The sequence below is a fragment of the Frigoribacterium salinisoli genome, assembly GCF_054781095.1.
Window position 1 is genome coordinate 49,713 of the sequence record NZ_BAAGVB010000002.1, and the last position, 19,241, is coordinate 68,953.

Annotated in this window: 18 protein-coding genes; 9 read left to right on the top strand and 9 right to left on the bottom strand. The window is 76.7% G+C overall.

Annotated features, from left to right (window positions below; genetic code table 11):
* Positions 1–38: 38 nt before the first annotated feature.
* Positions 39–3,677 (bottom strand): proline dehydrogenase family protein, encoded by a 3,639-nt coding sequence (locus tag ACYVHQ_RS06065; protein ID WP_460511289.1) that lies wholly within the window; start codon positions 3,675–3,677, stop codon positions 39–41.
* Between the two features lie 42 nt (positions 3,678–3,719).
* Here ACYVHQ_RS06065 and ACYVHQ_RS06070 point away from each other — a divergent pair, with 42 nt between their 5' ends.
* The gene (locus ACYVHQ_RS06070) at positions 3,720–4,253 is read left to right on the top strand and encodes a MarR family winged helix-turn-helix transcriptional regulator (protein ID WP_460511290.1); all 534 of its coding nucleotides are present in this window, start codon (positions 3,720–3,722) and stop codon (positions 4,251–4,253) included.
* 21 nt (positions 4,254–4,274) lie between these two features.
* On the opposite strand, the gene ACYVHQ_RS06075 is transcribed toward ACYVHQ_RS06070, so the two are convergent.
* Positions 4,275–5,252, bottom strand: a complete 978-nt coding sequence (locus tag ACYVHQ_RS06075; RefSeq protein ID WP_460511291.1) for a DNA-3-methyladenine glycosylase family protein — start codon at positions 5,250–5,252, stop codon at positions 4,275–4,277.
* 89 nt (positions 5,253–5,341) lie between these two features.
* On the opposite strand from ACYVHQ_RS06075, the gene ACYVHQ_RS06080 reads away from it, so the two are divergent.
* Positions 5,342–5,983 (top strand): GntR family transcriptional regulator, encoded by a 642-nt coding sequence (locus tag ACYVHQ_RS06080; RefSeq protein ID WP_460511292.1) that lies wholly within the window; start codon positions 5,342–5,344, stop codon positions 5,981–5,983.
* On the opposite strand, the gene ACYVHQ_RS06085 is transcribed toward ACYVHQ_RS06080, so the two are convergent.
* Together ACYVHQ_RS06085 and ACYVHQ_RS06090 are read right to left on the bottom strand one after the other, a co-directional pair.
* Complete coding sequence (locus ACYVHQ_RS06085; protein ID WP_460511294.1) at positions 5,980–6,708, bottom strand: GntR family transcriptional regulator; 729 nt, start codon at positions 6,706–6,708, stop codon at positions 5,980–5,982. The two genes, ACYVHQ_RS06080 and ACYVHQ_RS06085, sit on opposite strands and share 4 nt — an antisense overlap.
* Positions 6,705–7,346, bottom strand: a complete 642-nt coding sequence (locus tag ACYVHQ_RS06090; RefSeq protein WP_460511295.1) for a GntR family transcriptional regulator — start codon at positions 7,344–7,346, stop codon at positions 6,705–6,707. Before ACYVHQ_RS06090 ends, ACYVHQ_RS06085 begins: the two co-directional genes overlap by 4 nt.
* Before the next feature lie 163 nt (positions 7,347–7,509).
* Here ACYVHQ_RS06090 and ACYVHQ_RS06095 point away from each other — a divergent pair, with 163 nt between their 5' ends.
* A complete protein-coding gene (locus ACYVHQ_RS06095; protein WP_460511296.1) occupies positions 7,510–7,995 on the top strand; it encodes a pyridoxamine 5'-phosphate oxidase family protein in 486 nt (161 codons plus the stop codon).
* A gap of 24 nt (positions 7,996–8,019) precedes the next feature.
* Here ACYVHQ_RS06095 and ACYVHQ_RS06100 read toward each other — a convergent pair whose 3' ends face one another.
* Positions 8,020–8,661, bottom strand: a complete 642-nt coding sequence (locus tag ACYVHQ_RS06100) for a hypothetical protein (RefSeq protein WP_460511297.1) — start codon at positions 8,659–8,661, stop codon at positions 8,020–8,022.
* A 165-nt stretch (positions 8,662–8,826) separates the two neighbouring features.
* On the opposite strand from ACYVHQ_RS06100, the gene ACYVHQ_RS06105 reads away from it, so the two are divergent.
* From ACYVHQ_RS06105 to ACYVHQ_RS06130, 6 genes are all read left to right on the top strand, one after another.
* Entirely contained in the window at positions 8,827–9,855 is a 1,029-nt protein-coding gene (locus ACYVHQ_RS06105; RefSeq protein WP_460511298.1) for a 6-phosphofructokinase, read from the top strand.
* 180 nt (positions 9,856–10,035) lie between these two features.
* Complete coding sequence (locus ACYVHQ_RS06110; RefSeq protein WP_460511299.1) at positions 10,036–10,581, top strand: NfeD family protein; 546 nt, start codon at positions 10,036–10,038, stop codon at positions 10,579–10,581.
* A gap of 68 nt (positions 10,582–10,649) precedes the next feature.
* Complete coding sequence (locus ACYVHQ_RS06115; RefSeq protein ID WP_460511300.1) at positions 10,650–12,098, top strand: flotillin family protein; 1,449 nt, start codon at positions 10,650–10,652, stop codon at positions 12,096–12,098.
* Positions 12,099–12,108: 10 nt separating this feature from the next.
* The gene (locus ACYVHQ_RS06120) at positions 12,109–13,080 is read left to right on the top strand and encodes an MDR family oxidoreductase (RefSeq protein ID WP_460511301.1); all 972 of its coding nucleotides are present in this window, start codon (positions 12,109–12,111) and stop codon (positions 13,078–13,080) included.
* A 285-nt stretch (positions 13,081–13,365) separates the two neighbouring features.
* Positions 13,366–14,031, top strand: a complete 666-nt coding sequence (locus ACYVHQ_RS06125; protein ID WP_460511302.1) for a GntR family transcriptional regulator — start codon at positions 13,366–13,368, stop codon at positions 14,029–14,031.
* A gap of 140 nt (positions 14,032–14,171) precedes the next feature.
* Entirely contained in the window at positions 14,172–15,011 is an 840-nt protein-coding gene (locus ACYVHQ_RS06130; RefSeq protein ID WP_460511303.1) for an ABC transporter ATP-binding protein, read from the top strand.
* 137 nt (positions 15,012–15,148) lie between these two features.
* Here ACYVHQ_RS06130 and hemL read toward each other — a convergent pair whose 3' ends face one another.
* The 4 genes from hemL to hemC are packed head-to-tail and all read right to left on the bottom strand — an operon-like array spanning position 15,149 to position 19,240.
* Entirely contained in the window at positions 15,149–16,489 is a 1,341-nt protein-coding gene (hemL, locus tag ACYVHQ_RS06135; protein ID WP_460511304.1) for a glutamate-1-semialdehyde 2,1-aminomutase, read from the bottom strand.
* Positions 16,489–17,478 carry a porphobilinogen synthase gene (gene hemB / locus ACYVHQ_RS06140; RefSeq protein WP_460511305.1) on the bottom strand — a complete coding sequence of 330 codons (990 nt, stop codon included), beginning with the start codon at positions 17,476–17,478 and terminating at the stop codon, positions 16,489–16,491. The genes hemL and hemB overlap by 1 nt, the downstream gene beginning before the upstream one ends.
* Complete coding sequence (locus ACYVHQ_RS06145; protein ID WP_460511306.1) at positions 17,478–18,257, bottom strand: uroporphyrinogen-III synthase; 780 nt, start codon at positions 18,255–18,257, stop codon at positions 17,478–17,480. The genes hemB and ACYVHQ_RS06145 overlap by 1 nt, the downstream gene beginning before the upstream one ends.
* Entirely contained in the window at positions 18,254–19,240 is a 987-nt protein-coding gene (hemC, locus tag ACYVHQ_RS06150) for a hydroxymethylbilane synthase (protein ID WP_460511307.1), read from the bottom strand. Before hemC ends, ACYVHQ_RS06145 begins: the two co-directional genes overlap by 4 nt.
* Position 19,241: the final 1 nt, after the last annotated feature.

Genomic DNA, 19,241 nt, shown 5'->3' on the forward strand with positions numbered 1-19,241 from the left:
ACGAGCGACGGGCGACGAGCGCCGAGCGCCGAGCCCCGTCAGAGCCGCAGGCGCGCCACGGCCGGGTCGACGACCCCGTGCCGGTGGGCGGTCACCGACACGGACTGCTCGGCCAGGAACGGCAGCAGCTCGACCTGCCCCTCCTCCGTGACGTCGCCCGACCAGACGGTCACGTCGACGCTGCCGTGGACGGCGCGCGCGAGGGAGCGGGGGTCGCCGCCGACGAGGCGCACCCGCAGGTCGCGGTAGGCCGCGACCCCGGCCGCCGACGCCACCGGCAGCGCCGCGTCGGCACGACCCTCGGCGTCGTCCGGCGGCGCCGACAGGTCGACGACGCCCGTGGCGCGGCGGAGCTGGTCGACGGCGTCCTCCTCGACGGGCTCCGTCGGCTGCAGCTGCCCGGCGGCGAGCCGGGCCAGGAACGACTCGTCGTTCTCGACGACGACCTCCTCCACCCGCACGGGCGGGTTCGGGGACCGCACGGCGAGCACGAGGGCCGACGGCACGGGCACCGCCGAGCTGACGACCAGGCGGGCGCCGGCCCGGGCGCCCGCGGCCACGAGGCGCACGAGGTCGGCCAGGTCGGCACCCTCGGCGAGGCGCAGCACGACCCGCTGCGGACGGTGCCGCAGCACGTTCCGCTCGAGGCCGAGGTCGGACACGTCGAGGGCGGCGCCGAACTGGTCCTCCCAGGCGCGCTGGTCGCTGAGCGCACCGGCCCGCACGTGGTCGAACTGCTCGAACGTGAGCGACGACCGCGAGGCGTCGATGACGGTGACGACCAGGTCGGGCACGCCCGTGAGCCGCAGCGACGGGCGGGGCTCGTGAGGGAGGGCTGCCCAGGTGCCCTGCGCGACCACGGTGCTCGGGCCTCCTGCCGCGACCACGGGCCCGATGCCGGCGCGACCCCGCAGCGCGGCCGGGCGACGGCGGGTCATCGTGCCCGTCGTGGGGCGGCGCACCGAGAGCTGGCCGGCGTCGACGGACCACAGCCACGCCTCGACCTCGGCCGGGTCGAGCGAGTGCAGCCCCGCGACCGCCCGGGACTCGGCCCCGGACTGCAGGGCGATCGCCTCGTCGAGCGTCGCGACCGCGACCAGCCCCAGCACGGGGCCCGCGGGGGCGTCGCCGACCCTCGCGGGGTCGACCCCGGTCTTGAGACCGGGCTGCCAGAGCCGGCCCTCGGCGTCGAGCCGGCGCGGCTCGACCAGCCAGGACTCGCCCGGCGCGAGGGTCGTGAGCTCGTCGAGCAGGGGCCCGGCGGCGGGCTCGCGCAGGGGGCCGACCTGCGTCGTCACCTCGTGCGCGGGCCCGGCGCGCAGGCTGCCGACCGCGTCGACGAGCTGGCGACGGAAGCGCTCGCTCGTGGCCGCCGAGCCCACGAGCAGCACGTGCGCGATCGCCGAGGGGTGTCCGCCGGCGCCCGCGAAGGCGCTGGCGACGACGTCGGCCACGGCCGCGTCGACGTCGGCGCCGGGGGTCACGACGATCGAGCCGGGCGTCGTCGCCCGGGCCCGCAGGGGCAGGTCGTGCCGCCAGCGGCGCAGCTCGCGCGCGTCGGCGAGGGAGCCGGTGAGCACGACCGCGTCGACCGCCGGGTGCTCGACGAGACGGCGCCGGAGGTCCGCGGCCGCGCCCGGCACGTCGGGCACCTCGGTCGCGAGCACGAGGAGCGACCGGGGCACGCCGGCCCGGCGCAGCACGTCGGCCACGACGGCCGCGCACCGCACGGCCGTCGGCGACGGCACGAGCACGACGGCCCCGCCCGCGGCGAGCGCCGCGAGCACGTCGCCCACGGGCGTCGACAGCGGGAGCCCGCCCGGCGTGAGCACGACCGTCGCCCGGGGCGGCACGGGGCGCACGGAGCCCTGGACGGCCGCGAGCCGCCGCGTGAGCACGGCCTGCCAGCGGGCGACGTCGACGGCGTCGCTGACGTCGCGGTCGGCCTCGGCGAGCGTGGCGCCGGTCTCGGAGACGGCGACCTCGACGAGCTCGCCGCGGCGCGAGGCGAGCCCCTCGGCCACCATGTCGAGCAGCTCGGCGCGGGTCGCGGGCCCCTCGCGGCCCCAGGCCACGGCGGCGCGGGCGGCGTCGGTGACGGCCTCGTCGAGCGCGGCGCCGTCGTCGACCACGGCCTGCAGCGCGCCCTCGGCGCCGGTGCGGGAGTCGCGGGCGGCGTCGAGCACGCGGCGCACCCAGGCGCGGTTGCGGTCGAGGGCGGGGTCGGTGTCGGCGGTGTGCACGAACACGGGCGAGGCGTCGTGCTCGGCGGCCAGCTCGAGGGCCTCGCCGGGTCGCGAGCGGTCCTGGCGACGGTGCGGCGACGGCGGGGCCCCGCCCGCGGCGCGGGCCGCCCGGCCGGCAGCCGAGAGGTGCCGCTGCGCTGCGCGCTCGAAGGCGTCGCCGTCGAGCGCCGCGCGCGTGCCGCCGGTCGCGAGGTCGTCGCCCGCGGCCGCGTCGAGCACGCGACGGGCCAGGTGGTCGGCCGCCACCGGGAACTCGCTCGCCCGCACGACGGGCACCCGCAGCACGACCCGCCCCGCGTCGGCCCGGACCGCCTCGACCAGGGCGGGCGCGGTGCCGAGCGGGAGCTCGACGTCGAGCTGGTCGGCGAGCCCGCGCTCGCGCGCCGTGCCCAGCGCCGCGGCGACGGCGAAGAGGTCGGCCGTCGCCAGGCCCACGCGCAGGGAGCCCTCGTGCTCGGGTCGCAGGGCCTCGTCGACGAGCCGCAGGAGGGCGGCGTCGGACTCGGCACGGTCGTCGTGGGCCGCGGAGGGCCAGTCGTGCAGCAGCGCCTCGGCCCGGTCGTCGGGCACCGGGCGGCCCTGCTCGAGGCGCACCCTGACCGGCGCCCCGCCCCGGGCGACGCGCTGCCGCGCCCAGTCGGCGAGCAGCCGCAACGACGAGACGGAGTCGGGCAGCGCCGCCTGCAGGGTGACGCCCGCCTCGAGCCCGGCGAGCTCGGGCAGGTCGAGCAACCGCGTCACCACGTCGATCGCGAGGTCGAGGTCGCGGTAGCGCACGGCGTCGAGGTGCACCACGCGGCCGCGCTCGGCGGCCGAGGCGAAGAGGGGCCGCAGGCGCTCCACGAGCAGGTCGCTCGTCGCGTCGAAGGCCCAGGCCGAGGCCGGCGGCACGACGTCGGACACCGCGACGGTGAGCCTCTCGACGTCGTCGCGGCTGAGCAGGTCGTGCACGGCGCGGAGGCGCTGGTCGGCCTCGGCCGCGCCCAGGACCTGCTCGCCGAGCAGGTGCAGGTCGAGGACGGCCCCGCCCGCCGCGAGCTGCGCGAGGGAGGCGCCGAGCTTGTCGGGGGTCGACTCGAGCACCAGGTGCCCGGCGATGCGCCGCACCGCCGCGTGGGCCGTGGGACCGACCGCGCGGGGCAGGAGGGGCGCGAACCCGCCGCTGAGGACGGCCGCGCCCTTGACCCACCAGGGCAGCGGCCCGGGCGTGCGGCGGCTCAGGGCCTCCAGCTCGCGCCCCGCGACGCGGGCGTCGTCGGCGCGGAGCACCCGGTCGACGAGGCCGAGCGTGAAGGCCAGCCCGTCGGGGTCGCGCAGCAGCGCGGCGAGCCGGTCGGCCGGCGCCTCGCCCCCCGCCGCCGCCGCCGCGGCGAACCAGCCCCGCACGGTCTCGACGGCGTCGCTGGCGGGATCGGCTCGCACGTCGGACATGGACCCGAGGATAGGCCGGGCCACCGTCCCTAGACTGGGCGAATGGCCGACGAGCTGACGGACGACGAGTGGGCGACGTGGGACGCCTTCTACTCGATGCGCCGACGGCTCGACCGGGCCCTCGAGCTCGCGCTGCAGGGCGCCTCCGGCATCTCCGCGCCCGAGTTCGAGATCCTCGTCGGGCTCGGTCGCAGCGGTGACCGACGCCTCCGGGTCCGCGACATCGCCGACGTCATCGGCTGGGAGAAGAGCAGGGTCAGCCACCAGGTGACGCGCATGGAGCGCCGCGGGCTCGTCCGCCGCTCCGACTGCGCGAGCGACGCCCGCGGCACCTGGGTCGAGCTGACCCCCGAGGGGCGCCGCGCCGTGCTCACCGCCATGCGCGGGCACACCGCCGCCATCAAGAGGTACTTCGTCGACGCGCTCGACGACGACGGTCCCGCGCTGCACGCGTTCTCGGAGCGCGTGCTCGACGCGATCGGCGGCGACGCCTCGCCCGACGCGCCCGTGACCGCGCGCAGCGGGGCCCGGAGCGGAGCCGGGGCTCGCACCGGGGCCGGGGTCGCGGCCTCCTGACCGACGGCCAGGGCTGCCGCCTCAGTGGCCGCGGTGGTCCTGGATCGTCATCCGGGGCCCGAAGCGCGGCTTGGCGAAGCCGCTGCCCGTGATGAGCCGCACCACCCGGTGGCGGTGCCCCCGCCACGGCTCGAGCAGCTCGAGCATGCCGTCGTCGTCGACGGGCCGCCCGACCAGGGCCCAGCCGACGTGCGCGGCCAGGTGGTAGTCGCCCACGCTCGGCGAGTCGGGGTCGCCGTGCGCGCGCTGGCTCGTCTCGGCGGCCGTCCACGGCCCCACCCCCGCGACCGAACGGAGCCGCCGCGCCACCTCGTCGCCGCCCTGCCCGAGGGCGAGGGTGCGCTCGAGGCCGTCGGCCACGGCGCAGGCCCGCATCACGGTCGCCGAGCGCTGGGGGCCCACGCCGGCCCGGTGCCACTCCCAGCTGGGCACCCGACGCCAGCCGGCCGCGTCGGGCGGCACGACCATGCCCTCGGGCGCGGGCCCCGGGGCCACCTCGCCGTGCCGGCGCACGAGGTACCTCCAGGCGCGGAACGCCTCGGTGCTCGTCACCTTCTGCTCGAGCACGGCGGGCACGAGCACCTGCAGCACCTGCTCGGTCCGCGTGAGGCGCAGGCCGCGCAGGCGGCGGCGCGCCTCGGCCAGGAACGGCACGGCCGACACGTCGAGCCCGGACCAGTCGTCGTCGCGACCGAGCAGCGACGGCGCGGTGGCCACCGCCCAGGAGGCGCCCGCCCCCCAGGCCGCGACGTGGACGCCGCCACGGTGCCCCTCGTAGCGGACGGACGCCGTGCCCTCGGGGGTGCGCACCGCGCGCCACACCGCCCCCGCGACCACCCGCTGCGCGGGGTCGCCGGCACCGCGGGCGAGGCAGCCGAGGGTCTGGCGGAGGTGCACCGGCTCGGTCGGTCGGTACCAGGTCTCGACGGCGGGGGCCGTGCGCTCCGTCGCCGACGGGCCCTCGGGGCCGTCGGTCCGGTGCGCTGCGCTCGTCGTCACCGGGGGATGGTATCCCGCGCCACCGACGCACCGTCGTGCCATCATCGGCGGGGAGACATGCGACATTCCACCGACGCCCTGGAGGCGAGATGCCCGTCCCCGACCACCCGGTCCCCCGACCTGCCCGCCGCCTCCTGCGCGACGTCACCTACGACCACCTGCTCGGGGCGATCCTGGACGGCGACCTCGTCCCCGGCGAGCGGCTCTCCGACGACGAGCTCGCCGGCTGGCTGCAGGTCTCGAAGACGCCCGTGAAGGAGGCCGTGGCACGCCTCGCCGACCAGGGCCTCGTCGAGATCCGGGCCAACAGGTACACGCGCGTGGCCGAGGTCTCGCCCGACGACCTCGTCGACGTGCTCGAGCTGCTGGGGGCCCTCCTCGCCACCTCGCTGCGCGACCTGCCCGCGGGCTCGACCGACGCGGCGGCGGTCGCCGACCGCGTCGTCGAGCGGGCACGACGCGGGTCGTGCCTGGACGTCGTGCTCGAGGCCCAGGCCTTCGCGCCGCTCAGCACCAACCACCTCGTCGCCGGGTCGGCCGAGCCCCTCGTGCACCGCCTCCGCTTCTCGTCGCGGCACCTGCGGCTCGACCTCGACGACCGCCGGGTCGCCCCCGCCCTCCGCGAGGCCCTGGACGCCCTCGCGGGCCGGCGCTGGGCCGACGCGGCCGACGCCTTCGGGGTCGCGTTCTCGCGCTCCGCCCTGCGCGACGTCGTCGCGCCCCTCCCCTAGGTGGCGGTGGCGAGCACGCGCTCGAGCAGCCGCGTCACGGCCGTCGAGGCCGCCGACGCGTCGCGCGCGCCGAGGGCCCCGGCGAGGGCGGCGGCATAGGCGGTCCAGGCCTCGCCCGGCACGCGGCAACCCCGTGCCGTGAGACCCAGCGCGAGACGGGCCGACACCTCGTCGAAGGCCGCGCCCAGGGGGGCGCTCCCGGCGTGCCGGGCCAGCACGAGCGGCACGGCCGCGATCGTGCCCAGCTCGGTGATCTCGAGGGGCGCGTCGGCACGCACCGAGACGAGGTCGGCACCGCGCCGCAGCAGCGCCGCGAGGACGGGCGACCGGTGGTCGACGACCGGCACCACACGACGGAGGAGCGGGACGAGCAGCCCGGACCACACCTCGGCGTCGCGGACCACCTCGGTCGCCGAGGGGAGCGCCACGCGCGTCCACCGGTTGGCCGACAGCTCGACGAGCCCGGCGTCGCGGAGGTCGTCGAGCGCGCTGCGGATCGGCGTGCGCGAGACCCCGAGCCAGTCGATGAGGTCGGCGTCGCTGAGCTGCTCGCCCGGCCGGAGGGTGCCGTCGAGGACCGCGCGGCGCAGGATGCTCCGGGCCGCGTCGCTGAGGAGGGGTCGCGCCCGCAGCTCGTCGGGCTCCCTCCCCGCTCCGGCCCCGGTCGCTCCTCCTGCCCCGGTCGCTCCTCCTGCCCCTGCGACGCGTGACGTCGCGACCGTCACCGGTCGCGCTCCCGGGCGGGGGTCGGATCGGCAGGGCCGTGCGGGTCGGCGGGCCGCCCGCCGAGCTCGAGGAGGACCTTCTCCCCCTCCGCCTCGTCGTGCCGACGGAGGGCAGCGTCGACGCGCTCCACCGCCTGCTCGGCGGCTCCGGCTCGCCCTCGGGCCCCGCAGAGCCTCAACTGGTGCCGCAGCGGGACCCACGCGAGGTCGGTGGTGGCCGCGAGCAGCCCGCCCTGGGGCGTGACGAGGCCGTCGACGAGCACCGACCAGCACGCGATCGTGCGCTGCGCCTCGTCGTCGGACGGCACCCGCCGCACCGCCGGCAGGCCGGCGGAGCCACCGCCCTGCGCCAGGGTGCGCCGCCAGCCCACGACGAGCAGGGCCGCCAGCATCTCGGTGAACAGCGGCACGAGCGACGGATCGGGCTCGGCGACCCGCACCACGCGGGACCCCGACGACGACACGACCCGGAGCCGCTCGAGCCTGGTGAGGGCCATGCGCACGGGGGTCCGGGACACCCCGAGGCGTTGCTCCAGCTCGTGGTCCCGCAACCGGGAGCCCGCGGGCAACGTCCCGTCCAGGACGGCGGCCAGCAGGCGCTCGTAGACCTCGTCCTTCTGCAGCCGCCTGCGGATCACGGCTCCGTCCGTCGTCGGCACCGGCACGACGCACCCCCTCCTGGTCGGTGGAACATGCATGTGAGCATAGTGCATGTGAGCACTGGTGTTCCAGGCCCGGAGCGAGCGGTCCCGGGCGGGACGGCCGGGCCGGGCCCCGCGCCTCCGGCGTACCGTGCGCCCCATGACCGACACGAACGAACTCGCCCACGTCGCCGAGGTGCTCGACGGCGCCCGCATCGCGATCCTCACCACGCAGAGCGCCCGCAGCCACCTCGTGAGCCGCCCCCTCGCCCTCGTGCAGCGCGACTTCGACGGCTCGCTGTACTTCTTCACCCAGGACCCGTCGCCCAAGGTCGACGACGTCAGGGCGCACCCGCAGGTCAACGTCGCCGTCGACTCGAAGGGCGGCTACCTGTCGCTCTCGGGCAAGGCCGAGGTCGTCAAGGACCCCGCGACGATCGACGAGCTGTGGACCGCGAGCGCCGAGGCCTGGTTCGACCAGGGCCGCGAGGACCCGACCGTGGCCCTGCTGCACGTCGACGTCGAGACCGCCGAGTACTGGACCAGCGACGAGCCCCGCGCCGTCACCCTGCTCAAGTACGCCAGGGCCGCCGTGTCCGGCGGGCACCCGAAGGACGTCGGCGAGAACGGCACCGTCACGCTCTGACCGGCCCGGTCGCCCGGGCGCGGCTCACGAGCAGGTGACGGTCGACCCGTCGCCCGTGAGGTAGTCGCCCGGGCCGACGCGCCGGCAGGCCGCCGCGAGGCGCACGACGTGGTCGAGCCACGCGACGCCCCAGACGACGCTCACCACGATCACGACGCAGGCCAGCACGATGCCGATCGCCGCGAGGCGCGTCGAGGCTCCGGCCCGCCGGGCCCGCGCCGCCGCCACGAGGCCCAGCACGAGGCCCACGGGGGCGGCGAAGACCGCGAAGACGACCGAGGCGATCGCCAGCGACCGGCCCGAGGCCTCGTCCGCCGCTCGCGAGGGCTCCGGCCAGTCGTCGTCGCCCCAGCGGTCGAACGGCGAGCCCGCCGACGCCGTCGCCGGGCCCGGGGCGACGTGGGGGCCGACGACGTGGCCGCCGTCGCTCGCGGCCGACCAGGTCCCGGCGCGGTCGTTCCGGGCCTCCTGCTCGTCACGGACCTCGGGCGCAGGAGGAGCGCCCACGAGGGCAGGACGGCCCACGCCCGGCACCCCCGCGTCGGGCGCCGCGCGCAGCGGCCGGGGCGGCTCCACGGGGGCCGCGGGGCGCTCCTCGCCGGGAGCGGGCCGGGCGAAGCGCGCCCAGCGGGACGCCGGTCGCGCCTCGTGCTCGTCGGTGGCCATGCGCTCGCTCCCTGCCGTGCCGGTGGACCGGACCAGCATCGCACCTCGCGACCGGGACGCGCCCGACCCGGACGCGCCTCCTGCCCCCTCGCGCGGGGCGTGCGCCATGATGGGAGCGACCCCCCGGGCGACCCGGCAGCCCGGCCAGAGCGACGGAGCTGACCCATGCGCATCGGAATCCTCACCAGCGGCGGCGACTGCCCCGGCCTCAACGCGGTCATCCGCGGGGCCGTGCTCAAGGGCACGACGATCCACGGGCAGGAGTTCGTCGGGTTCCGCGACGGCTGGCGCGGGGTCGTCGACGCCGACGTGGTGCCGCTCGGCCGGAAGGAGATCCAGGGCATCGCCAAGCAGGGCGGCACGATCCTCGGCACGAGCCGCACGAACCCCTTCGAGGGGCCCCACGGCGGCGTCGAGTCGATCCAGCGCAACCTCGAGCGGCACGGCATCGACGCCGTGATCGCGATCGGCGGCGAGGGCACCCTCGCGGCCGCCAAGCGGCTCACCGACGAGGGCCTCAAGATCGTCGGCGTGCCGAAGACGGTCGACAACGACCTCGGCGCCACCGACTACACCTTCGGCTTCGACACCGCGGTGCAGATCGCGACCGAGGCGATGGACCGCCTGCGCACCACGGGCGAGTCGCACAGCCGCTGCATGGTCGCCGAGGTCATGGGCCGCCACGTCGGCTGGATCGCCCTGCACTCGGGCATGGCGGCCGGCGCGCACGCGATCCTCATCCCCGAGCAGGCGACGAGCATGGACGAGATCGCGGCCTGGGTGCGGTCCGCCTACGACCGCGGCCGCGCCCCGCTCGTCGTCGTGGCCGAGGGCTTCGTGCTCGACCACGAGAGCGACGCGCACTCCGAGCGCGGCCTCGACGCCTTCGGCAGGCCCCGCCTCGGCGGCATCGGCGAGCGCCTCGCGCCCATGATCGAGGAGCGCACGGGCGTCGAGACGCGCGCCACGACCCTCGGCCACATCCAGCGCGGCGGCACCCCCACGTCGTACGACCGGGTGCTCGCCACCCGCCTCGGCCTGGCCGCCAGCGACTCCGTGCAGGAGGGCCGCTGGGGCCGCATGGTCGCCCTGCGCGGCACCGACATCGTGCACGTGTCGTTCGAGGAGGCCCTCGACTCGCTCAAGGTCGTGCCGCAGAGCCGGTACGACGAGGCGGCGATCCTCTTCGGCTGAGCCGGGACTGCCGGGTCGGGCCGGCTGCGGGGCTGCCGGGTCGGGCCGGCGGCAGGGCGGCGGGTCGGGACGGCGGGCCCTCGTCGACCCGTCCTCCCCCGGCGACCGGGACGGGACTCCGTCCACGGCTCCCCCGTGCGCCCTAGGTGGACGGGCCTGCCTGCTGCCAGGATCGATCTCGTGGCACCCTTCCTCGTCGTCGGCTGCGTCGGCCTCCTCCTGCTCGTCGCGAGCATCGTCGTCGGCGACCTGCTCGACCTCGTCGGGCTGGGCGACGGCCTCGTCAGCGGCGTCGCGCTCGGCGCCGCGCTCTCCGTGCTCGGGCTGGCCGGCATCGTCACCACGCAGGCCGACCTGCCGCCGTGGGCGACCTGGCTCGTGGCCGTGCTGCTCGCCGCCCTCGTGCTCTTCCTCGTGCAGCTGCTCGTCCGTCGGCTCACGCGCCGCGAGAGCGGTGGCCACTGGTCGCCCGTGGGGCTCGTCGGCGTCGTCACGAGCGACACCACGCCCAGGGGCGGCGAGGTCGCGCTCGAGGGCGAGCGCGAGCTCGAGCGGCGCCTGGCCGTGAGCGACGAACGGCTGCCGCGCGGCACCCGCGTGCGCGTCGTCGCCGAGCGGGAGTTCCGCGTCGAGGTGGAGCGTGACGCCGCGGGCGCGGGCACCGACGACGCCGTCGGTCCGAGCGGCGACCCGGGCCCCGCCCCGGCCCGACCGCGCCCCCGCTGAGTCCCCACCACCGACCGACCCCACCCCGGGCTCCGCCCGGGCCCCACCGAGAGAGAAGGAGCCCCTGCGTGGACTTCGTCACCGCCAACGTCACCATCGTCGCCGTGCTCGTCGCCGTCGTCATCGCCCTGGCACTGCTCGCGTTCGTCGCGAGCCGGATCCGCCGCGTGCCGCCGAACGAGGCGCTCATCGTCGTCGGGCGGGGCTCCGAGAAGACGCAGGCCGGCATCTCGAGCCCCCAGAAGGTCATCATCGGCGGCCGCACCTTCATCTGGCCCGTCTTCCAGGAGGGCTTCCGCCTCTCGCTCGAGCAGTACCAGACGCCCGTCGAGGTCCAGGCGATCGACAGCAACTACATCCGCACGGCCATCAAGGCCACGGTCAACTTCAAGGTGACCGGCACGGAGGACGGCGTGCGCCGCGCCGCCCAGCGGTACCTGCTGCAGCAGGGCCAGCTGCCGGTCATCGTGCAGCAGTCGCTCGAGGGCTCGCTCCGCGGCCTCGTCGGCGGTCAGCCCGTCGACGACCTCGTCAAGAACTTCTCGCGCCTCGCCGCCGACGCCGTCAACGAGACGAAGGGCGAGCTCGCCGAGCTCGGCCTGCAGATCGAGACGATGAACATCCGCGAGATCGAGACCCCCGGCAGCACCTACCTCGCCGACCGCGGCCGCGCGGAGGCCGCCCAGGCCCGCCAGAACGCCGAGGTGCGCGAGGCCGAGGCCGAGCGCACGGCCGCGCTCGCCCGCATCGAGAACACGCAGCAGACCGCCGAGCGCCAGCTGCAGCTCGACCTGCGCCAGGCGCAGATCAAGGCCGAGACCGACCGCGCCAACGCCGAGGCCCTCGCGGCCGGCGAGCTCGCCCGCGCCGAGCAGGACCGCCTCGTCGCCGAACAGGAGAGCATCGCCGTCAAGGAGCAGGCCCGCGTCGCCGACGAGCGGCTCAACATCGAGGTGCGCCAGCCGGCCGCCGCCCAGAAGTACGTGGCGATCCAGCAGGCCGAGGCCGACCGCGACACGCAGAAGGCCACCGTCGAGGCCGACGTCTTCCGGCGCACCGAGACCGCCCGCGCCGCCCGCGAGGCCGCCGAGAACGAGGCCGCCGCGGTCGAGGCCGCCGGCCGCGCCGAGGCCGCCGCCATCAGCGCCAAGGGCCTCGCCGAGGCCGAGGCCGTCGACGCCCTCGCCGTCGCCCAGGGCAAGTACGGCCAGGCGGCGCTCGCCTCGCAGGTCATCACCGCACTGCCCGACATCGCGCGCGAGATGGCGGCACCGCTCGGCAACATCGAGCACCTCTCGGTGGTCTCGACCGACGGGGCGAACGACCTCACGAAGGGCGTCGCGAACAACATCACGCAGCTGCAGGACGTCGTCAAGGCCAGCACGGGCCTCGACCTCGTGACCCTCCTGGGCGGTTACCTCGGCGGCAAGGCCGGTGCGACCGGCTCGGGCCTCGCCGGGCCCGGCGTCGGCGGCGGCAGCGCACCCCACCAGGAGCAGCCCGCCGGTCAGGCGTAACGTGCCGGGCATGGTGCACGCGATCGTCGTCGAGAAGGGCCGTCCGACCGAGCTGCGCGAGGTCGACGAGGCCGTGCTCGGCCAGGGCGACGTCGAGGTCGACGTCGCCTGGTCGAGCCTCAACTACAAGGACGCCCTGGCGATGGCCGGCGAGCCCGGCGTCGCGCGCACCAGCCCGCTCGTGCCCGGCATCGACGTGGTGGGCACCGTCACGACGAGCCGCGACGACCGCTTCGCACCCGGCGACGAGGTCGTGCTGACGGGCGCCGGCGCCGGCGAGACCCGGGCCGGCGGCTACGCCGAGCGGGCCCACCTCGACGGCGCCTCGCTCGTGCACCTGCCCGCGGGCCTCACCGCCCGCCGGGCCGCCGCGATCGGCACCGCCGGCCTCACGGCGATGCTCAGCGTCCTGCGCCTCGAGCGCGACGTCGCACCCGGCGACGGTCCCGTGGTCGTCACGGGCGCGGCAGGAGGCGTCGGCTCGGTGGCCGTCGCCCTCCTGGCCCGCCTCGGCCACGAGGTCGTCGCCTCCACCGGTCGGCCCGACGAGGCCGGCCGGCTCCGCGACCTCGGAGCGCGCGAGGTCGTCGACCGCGCCGAGCTCTCCGGCGCCGAGGGCTCGCTCCAGCGGGCCCGCTGGGCCGGCGGCGTCGACTCGGTCGGCAGCACGACCCTCGCCTCCGTCCTCGCCCAGACGCGCTGGGGCGGCACCGTCACGGCCTGCGGGCTCGCCCAGGGCAGCGACCTGCCCACGACCGTGCTGCCCTTCATCCTCCGGGGCGTGACCCTCGCGGGCGTCGACTCGGTGCAGGCGCCCCTGCCGCTCCGGCAGCGGGCCTGGGACCGCCTCGCCACCGACCTCGACCCCGACCTGCTCGACGCGACGACCGCCGAGGTGCCGCTCGACGGGGTGCTCCCGCTCGGGCCCGAGATCCTCGCCGGCCGCGTGCGGGGCCGCACCGTCGTGCGCGTGGGGGCCTGATCACGGCGACGCGCGCCTCCTGACCTCGACGCCCGGCACGTGTTGCACTAATGTTCCGGATGCGTGATCTGATCACGGAGGGGCGATCCGTGGCCCCCCGGGCGGCGCAGGGCCGCCCGCGACCCGAGAGCAGGAGGTCCCGTGCCCGTCACCAGGCCCGACCGGTCCGGCGGCACCCCGTGCCGCCTCCTGCGCGGCGCCCGCGAGACCGTGCACGCCGCCGGCCTCCGTCCCGACCACGGCTGACCGCCGACCACGATCGACCCCGACACCAGGAGGAACCCCGTGCCCGTCCCCACCCCCACCGTCGCCCCCGAGCCACGCCGACTTCTCCGCGACGTCGTCTTCGACAAGATGCTCACGGCCATCTCCGACGGCACCCTCGAGCTCGGCGAGCGCCTCAACGACGACGACCTCGTCGCCTGGCTCGGCGTGAGCCGCACGCCCGTCCGCGAGGCCATCGCCAAGCTCGCCGACTACGGCCTCGTCGAGATCGAGGCCAACCGCTACACGCGCATCATCCAGCCCACCGAGGACGAGATCGAGGACACCCTCCGGTCCTCCACCGAGCTCCGCGCCGTCATCGCGCGCCGGGCCGTGCGCGTCATGACCGCCGCCCAGCGCAAGGAGTTCGCCAAGCTCGCCAAGGAGGTCCGCGCCACGTTCGCGAAGGACGCCACCGCGTACCCCCTCGAGTTCCAGCGCATCATCGCGTTCCTCGTCGCGGCCGCCGGGTCCCCCGCGCTCACCCGCATGGAGCAGACCGTCGGGGCGCGCGCCGCGCTCATGCTCCGCCTGCTGTCCGGCAAGGCCGGCTGGCCCGACGGCGACGTGTTCACCGACCGCCTCGCCGAGGCCGTCGCCGCCGGGGACGCCGACGCCGCCTTCTCCGTGTTCGACCGCGCCGCCTTCGACGACGTCGACGCCTACCTCGCCCGGGCCAAGGGCTGAGCCCGCTGCCCGACGGCCCGTCGGCCGGGGGCGCGTCCGGCCCTGAGGACGGGGCCGCCCCCGCCCGCGACCCCGAGGGGCCCGCCCGCGACGGCGGAGGGACCCACGCCGTCCCCGCACGGGGCACGGGTCAGGAGGCCGTGGTCGCGACCGGCGACGGACGCCCGCCGGGAGCGCTGGCCCCGACCGCGCCTCCTGCCGCCCTCGCCGTGCGCGGCGTCGGCGTCGTCCGACGCGGCCGCGCCCTGCTGACCGATGTCGATCTCGTCGTGCGACCCGGCGAGCACTGGGCGCTGCTCGGCCCCAACGGGGCCGGCAAGACCACGCTGCTGACCCTCCTGGGCGCCGCCGGGCACCCCACGACGGGCACGGTCGACGTGCTCGGGCACCGCCTCGGGCGGGTCGACCTGCGCGAGCTCCGCCGACGCATCGGCCACGTCGACCCCCGGCACCGCATGCTCGGCGACCACGTGCTGCGCGACGTCGTGCTCACCGGGTTCACCGGCAGCAGCGACCTGCCCGCCCGGTGGGAGCCCACCGTCGACGAGGCGGCCCGGGCCGACGCGCTCGTCGCCACCGTGGGGCTCGCGCCCCGTGCCGGGGCCAGGTGGAGCGTGCTCTCGCAGGGCGAGCGCGGGAGGGCCCTCCTGGCGCGCGCCCTCGTCGCCGCACCGGACCTCCTGCTCCTCGACGAGCCCGCCACCGGGCTCGACGTCGCCGCCCGCGAGCTGCTGCTCGACGTCGTCGACGACCTCCGCGCCTCGCGTCCCGACCACGCCTCCGTGACGGTGACGCACCACCTCGAGGACCTCCCCGCGTCGACCAGCCACGCCGTGCTGCTGCGCGGCGGGGCCGTGCTCGCCCGAGGGCCCGCCGACGAGGTCGTCACCGGCGAGCTCGTGTCGCGCGCGTTCGGGCACCCGCTCGCGGTCTCCCGCGCAGGAGGCCGCTGGAGCGCCCGCAGCGCCCGCCTGCGCTGACCGCGCGCGCCGCCCGGGCCGCGAGCCGCTCCCGCTCAGCCCGAGCTACCGGACCCCCGGACGTGCACCGCACCCCCGCGCGACGGGGCGCAGTGCACGCCACGGGGTGACCGACCCGGTCGGGCCGGCCCGGCCCGTCAGGCGGGCTGTGCCTCCGCGGCGGCCTTCGCGGCAGCGGGCAGCGCGTCGAGCACGCGCGAGACGGCACGCTCGTCGTGCGCCGCGGTCACGAACCAGGCCTCGAACACCGACGGCGGCAGCGAGACGCCCGCGTCGAGCATGGCGTGGAAGAACGGCGGGTAGCGCCAGGTGTCGGCGGCGCGGACGTCGTCGTAGTCCTTCGGGGCGTCCTCGGAGAAGACGAACGAGAAGAGCGAGCCCGCTCGCTGCAGGCTGTGGGCGACGCCCTCGGCGCTGAGCGCGGCACTGGTGGCGGTCGCGATCTCGTCGGCGACCCGGTCGAGCGTCGCGTAGACCTCGGGGGTGGCCAGGCGCAGGGTCGCCGTGCCGGCGGCGACGGCGACCGGGTTGCCGCTCAGCGTGCCCGCCTGGTAGACGGGGCCGAGGGGTGCCAGGTGGTCCATGACGTCGGCCCGTCCGCCGAGCGCGGCGAGCGGCATGCCGCCGCCGACGACCTTGCCGAAGGTGACGAGGTCGGGGCTCCAACCCTGGCCGTCGGGCACGACGGCGCCGGCCTCGAGGCCCCACCAGCCCGCGCGGCCGACGCGGAACCCGGTGAGCACCTCGTCGACGATGAGCAGGGCACCGTGCCGGCGGGTGACGTCGGCGAGGCTGCGGTTGAAGCCGCGCTGCGGCGGGACGACGCCCATGTTGGCGGCGGCGGCCTCGACGATGACGGCGGCGATGCGGTCGCCGTGCTCGTCGAAGGCGCGGCGCACGGCCTCGAGGTCGTTGTAGGGCAGCACGAGGGTCTGCGCGGCGGTCTCGGCGGTGATGCCGGCCGAGCCGGGCATCGACAGCGTGGCCACGCCCGAGCCCGCCTCGGCGAGGAGCGAGTCGGAGTGCCCGTGGTAGTGCCCGGCGAACTTCACGAGCAGGTCGCGACCGGTGTAGCCACGGGCGAGGCGGATGGCGGTCATGGTCGCCTCCGTGCCCGTCGACACCATGCGCAGCTTCTCGATCGGGTGCACGTCGCCCACGGCGACGCGTTCCCGGACGAGCTCGGCGAGCTCGGTCTCGGCCGGCGTCGAGGCACCGAAGCTGAGGCCGCGCGCTGCGGCCTGCTGGACCGCTGCGACGACCTCGGGGTGGGCGTGGCCCAGGATCGCGGGCCCCCACGACGCCACGAGGTCGACGTACTCGCGACCCTCGGCGTCGGTGACGTGCGGGCCCTTCGCGCCGACGAGGAACCGCGGCGTGCCGCCGACGCTGCCGTAGGCGCGCACGGGCGAGTTGACGCCACCGGGGATGGACCGCTTGGCGCGGGTGAAGTACCGCTCGTTGTCGTGCTCGCCCATCAGACGCGCCCCTCTCGCAGTCGCTCGGCCAGCTCGGTGGCCCAGTAGGTCAGGATCGCGTCGGCTCCGGCGCGCTTGATCGACAGGACGCTCTCGTACGAGGCGGCGTCGAGGTCGATCCAGCCGTTCGCGGCGGCGGCCTGGATCATCGCGTACTCGCCGCTGATCTGGTACGCCCAGACCGGCACGGGGCTCGACGCCGCCGTCTCGGCGAGCACGTCGAGGTAGCTCATGGCCGGCTTGACCATGACGATGTCGGCGCCCTCCTGCACGTCGAGCTCGACCTCCCGGAGGCCCTCCCGACCGTTGGCGGCGTCCATCTGGTAGGTGCGACGGTCGCCCTGCAGGGTCGACTGCACGGCCTCGCGGAACGGCCCGTAGAAGGCGGACGCGTACTTGGCCGCGTAGGCGAGCAGGGCGGTGCCGCCGTGGCCGGCCTCGTCGAGGGCCTCGCGGGCGGAGCCGATCTGGCCGTCCATCATGCCGCTCATGCCGATGAGCTGCGAGCCTGCCTCGGCCTGCACGACGGCCATCTCGTCGTAGCGCGCGAGCGTGGCGTCGTTGTCGACCGAGCCGTCGGCGGCGAGCACGCCGCAGTGGCCGTGGTCGGTGAACTCGTCGAGGCAGAGGTCGGTCTGCACGACGAGGGCGCCCTGGGCCGCGTCGACGGCCACGCGCGTGGCGACGTTGAGGATCCCCTCGGGGTCGGTCGCGCCGCTGCCGACGGCGTCCTTCTCGAGGGGGACGCCGAAGAGCATGACCCCGCCGACGCCGGCCGCGGCCGCGCGCTCGACGGCGTGCGGGAGGGTCGCCAGGCTGTGCTGGACGACGCCCGGCATCGAGCTGATCGGGGTGTCGCCGGTGGCGCCCTCGCGGACGAACATCGGCAGGACGAGGTCGGAGGGGTGCAGGCGCGTCTCGGCGGTCAGGCGGCGCATGGCGGGGGTGGCGCGCAGCCTTCGGGGGCGCACGCGGGGGAACTGGGACATCAGTCGCTCTCGATCGGGGGGTGCTGTGCCGTCGCGTGGTCGACGACGGCCTCGACGAGGGCCGCCGCGGATCGCGTCTCGGCGATGAGGTGCACGGGGAGCCCGGCGGCGCGGGCGTCGTAGGCCGTGCGGGGACCGATGCACGCGACGATCGTGCTCGGCGGGAGGGGGGCGAGCTGCGCGGCCATCTGGCGCGCGACGCTGCCGGAGGTGACGAGCACGACGCCGATGGCACCGGCGCGGACGTCGTCGACGACCGCGGGGGCGACGGGCACGCCCACCGTGCGGTAGGCGGCGACGAACTCGGCGTCCATGCCCCGCGCCGAGAGGCCGGCGACGAGGGTCGGCTCGGCGATGTCGGACTGCGGCACGAGCACGCGCCCGGTCACCGAGTCGGCGGGCCACTCCTTGACGAGCCCGCGCGCCGAGTTGTCGCCCTCGGGCACGAAGTCGACGCGGTAGCCGGCGAGCGTCAGCGACGACGAGGTCGTCTCGCCCACCGCGGCGATGCGCGTGCTCGCGGGGGGCCGGATGCCGTGGCCGACGAGCACGTCGACGGTCGTCGCGCTCGTCACGACGAGCCACTCGTACACGCCCTGCTCGAGGCGCGCCAGGGCGGCGCGCAACAGCTCGGGGGTCTCGGCGGGGGCGAAGTTGATCATGGGCGCCACGACGGGCGAGGCCCCGTGGCGCCGGAGGCTGCCCGCGACGTCGTCGCCCCACGTGCCACCGCGGGGCACGAGCACCCGCACGCCCTTGAGGGGCCGGTCGCCGGTCACGAGGCGCTCGCCATGGCGTCGCCGCCCGAGGGACCACCGCCGAGGGGCGCGAGCTCGGCCGCGCCGAGCTCGAGCAGCTCGGTGACCACGCGGTCGGACACGGCGTCGACGTCCTCCAGGCGGGCGGGCAGGCCGGAGTCGTCGTCGAGGCCCACCGCGTGCGACGAGCTGAGGCGGCGGTCGCCGGCGGGGCTGTAGACGGTAGCGCTGAGCAGCAGGAGGCCGGCGTCGATGACGGCGGTGGCGCCGATGGGCGCGGCACAGCCCGCCTCGAGGCCCGCGAGCACCATGCGCTCGGCGGTGACGACGAGGCGCGTGTCGTCGTGCTGCACGGCCGCGAGGGCCGTCGCGAGCTCGGCGGAGCGCTCGCCCTCGCGGACCTCGACCGCGAGCGAGCCCTGCCCGGGTGCGCTCGGCCACCAGCCGAGGCCGAGCAGCTCGGTGGCGGCAGCGAGGCGGCCGAGGCGACCGAGGCCGGCCGCGGAGAGCACGACGGCATCGAGGTCGACGCCGACGCGGCCGAGGCGCGTGTCGACGTTGCCCCGGATGTCGAGCACCTCGAGGTCGGGGCGGCGGGCCCGGAGCTGGGCCATCCGCCGGGGCGAGCCCGTGCCGACGCGCGCACCCTGCGGCAGGGTCTCGAGCGTGAGGCCGTCGCGCGCGCACAGCGCGTCGCGGGCGTCGGCCCTGGCGGGCGTCGCCGCGATGACGAGCCCGGGGTGCTTGGCCGTGGGGAGGTCCTTGAGCGAGTGCACGAGCGCGTCGCACTCGCCCGCGAGCAGCGACTCGCGCAGGGCGCTGGCGAAGACGCCCGTGCCGCCGAGGCTGGAGAGCGACTCGCCCGTGCCCTGCGAGCGGTCGCCCTCGGTGTGCACGCGCACGAGCTCGACCTGCTCGCCGGTCGCGGCCGCCATCTGCTCGGCGATCGTCGTCGACTGGGCGACGGCGAGCGCGCTGCCGCGGGTGCCGATGCGGAGCGTCACG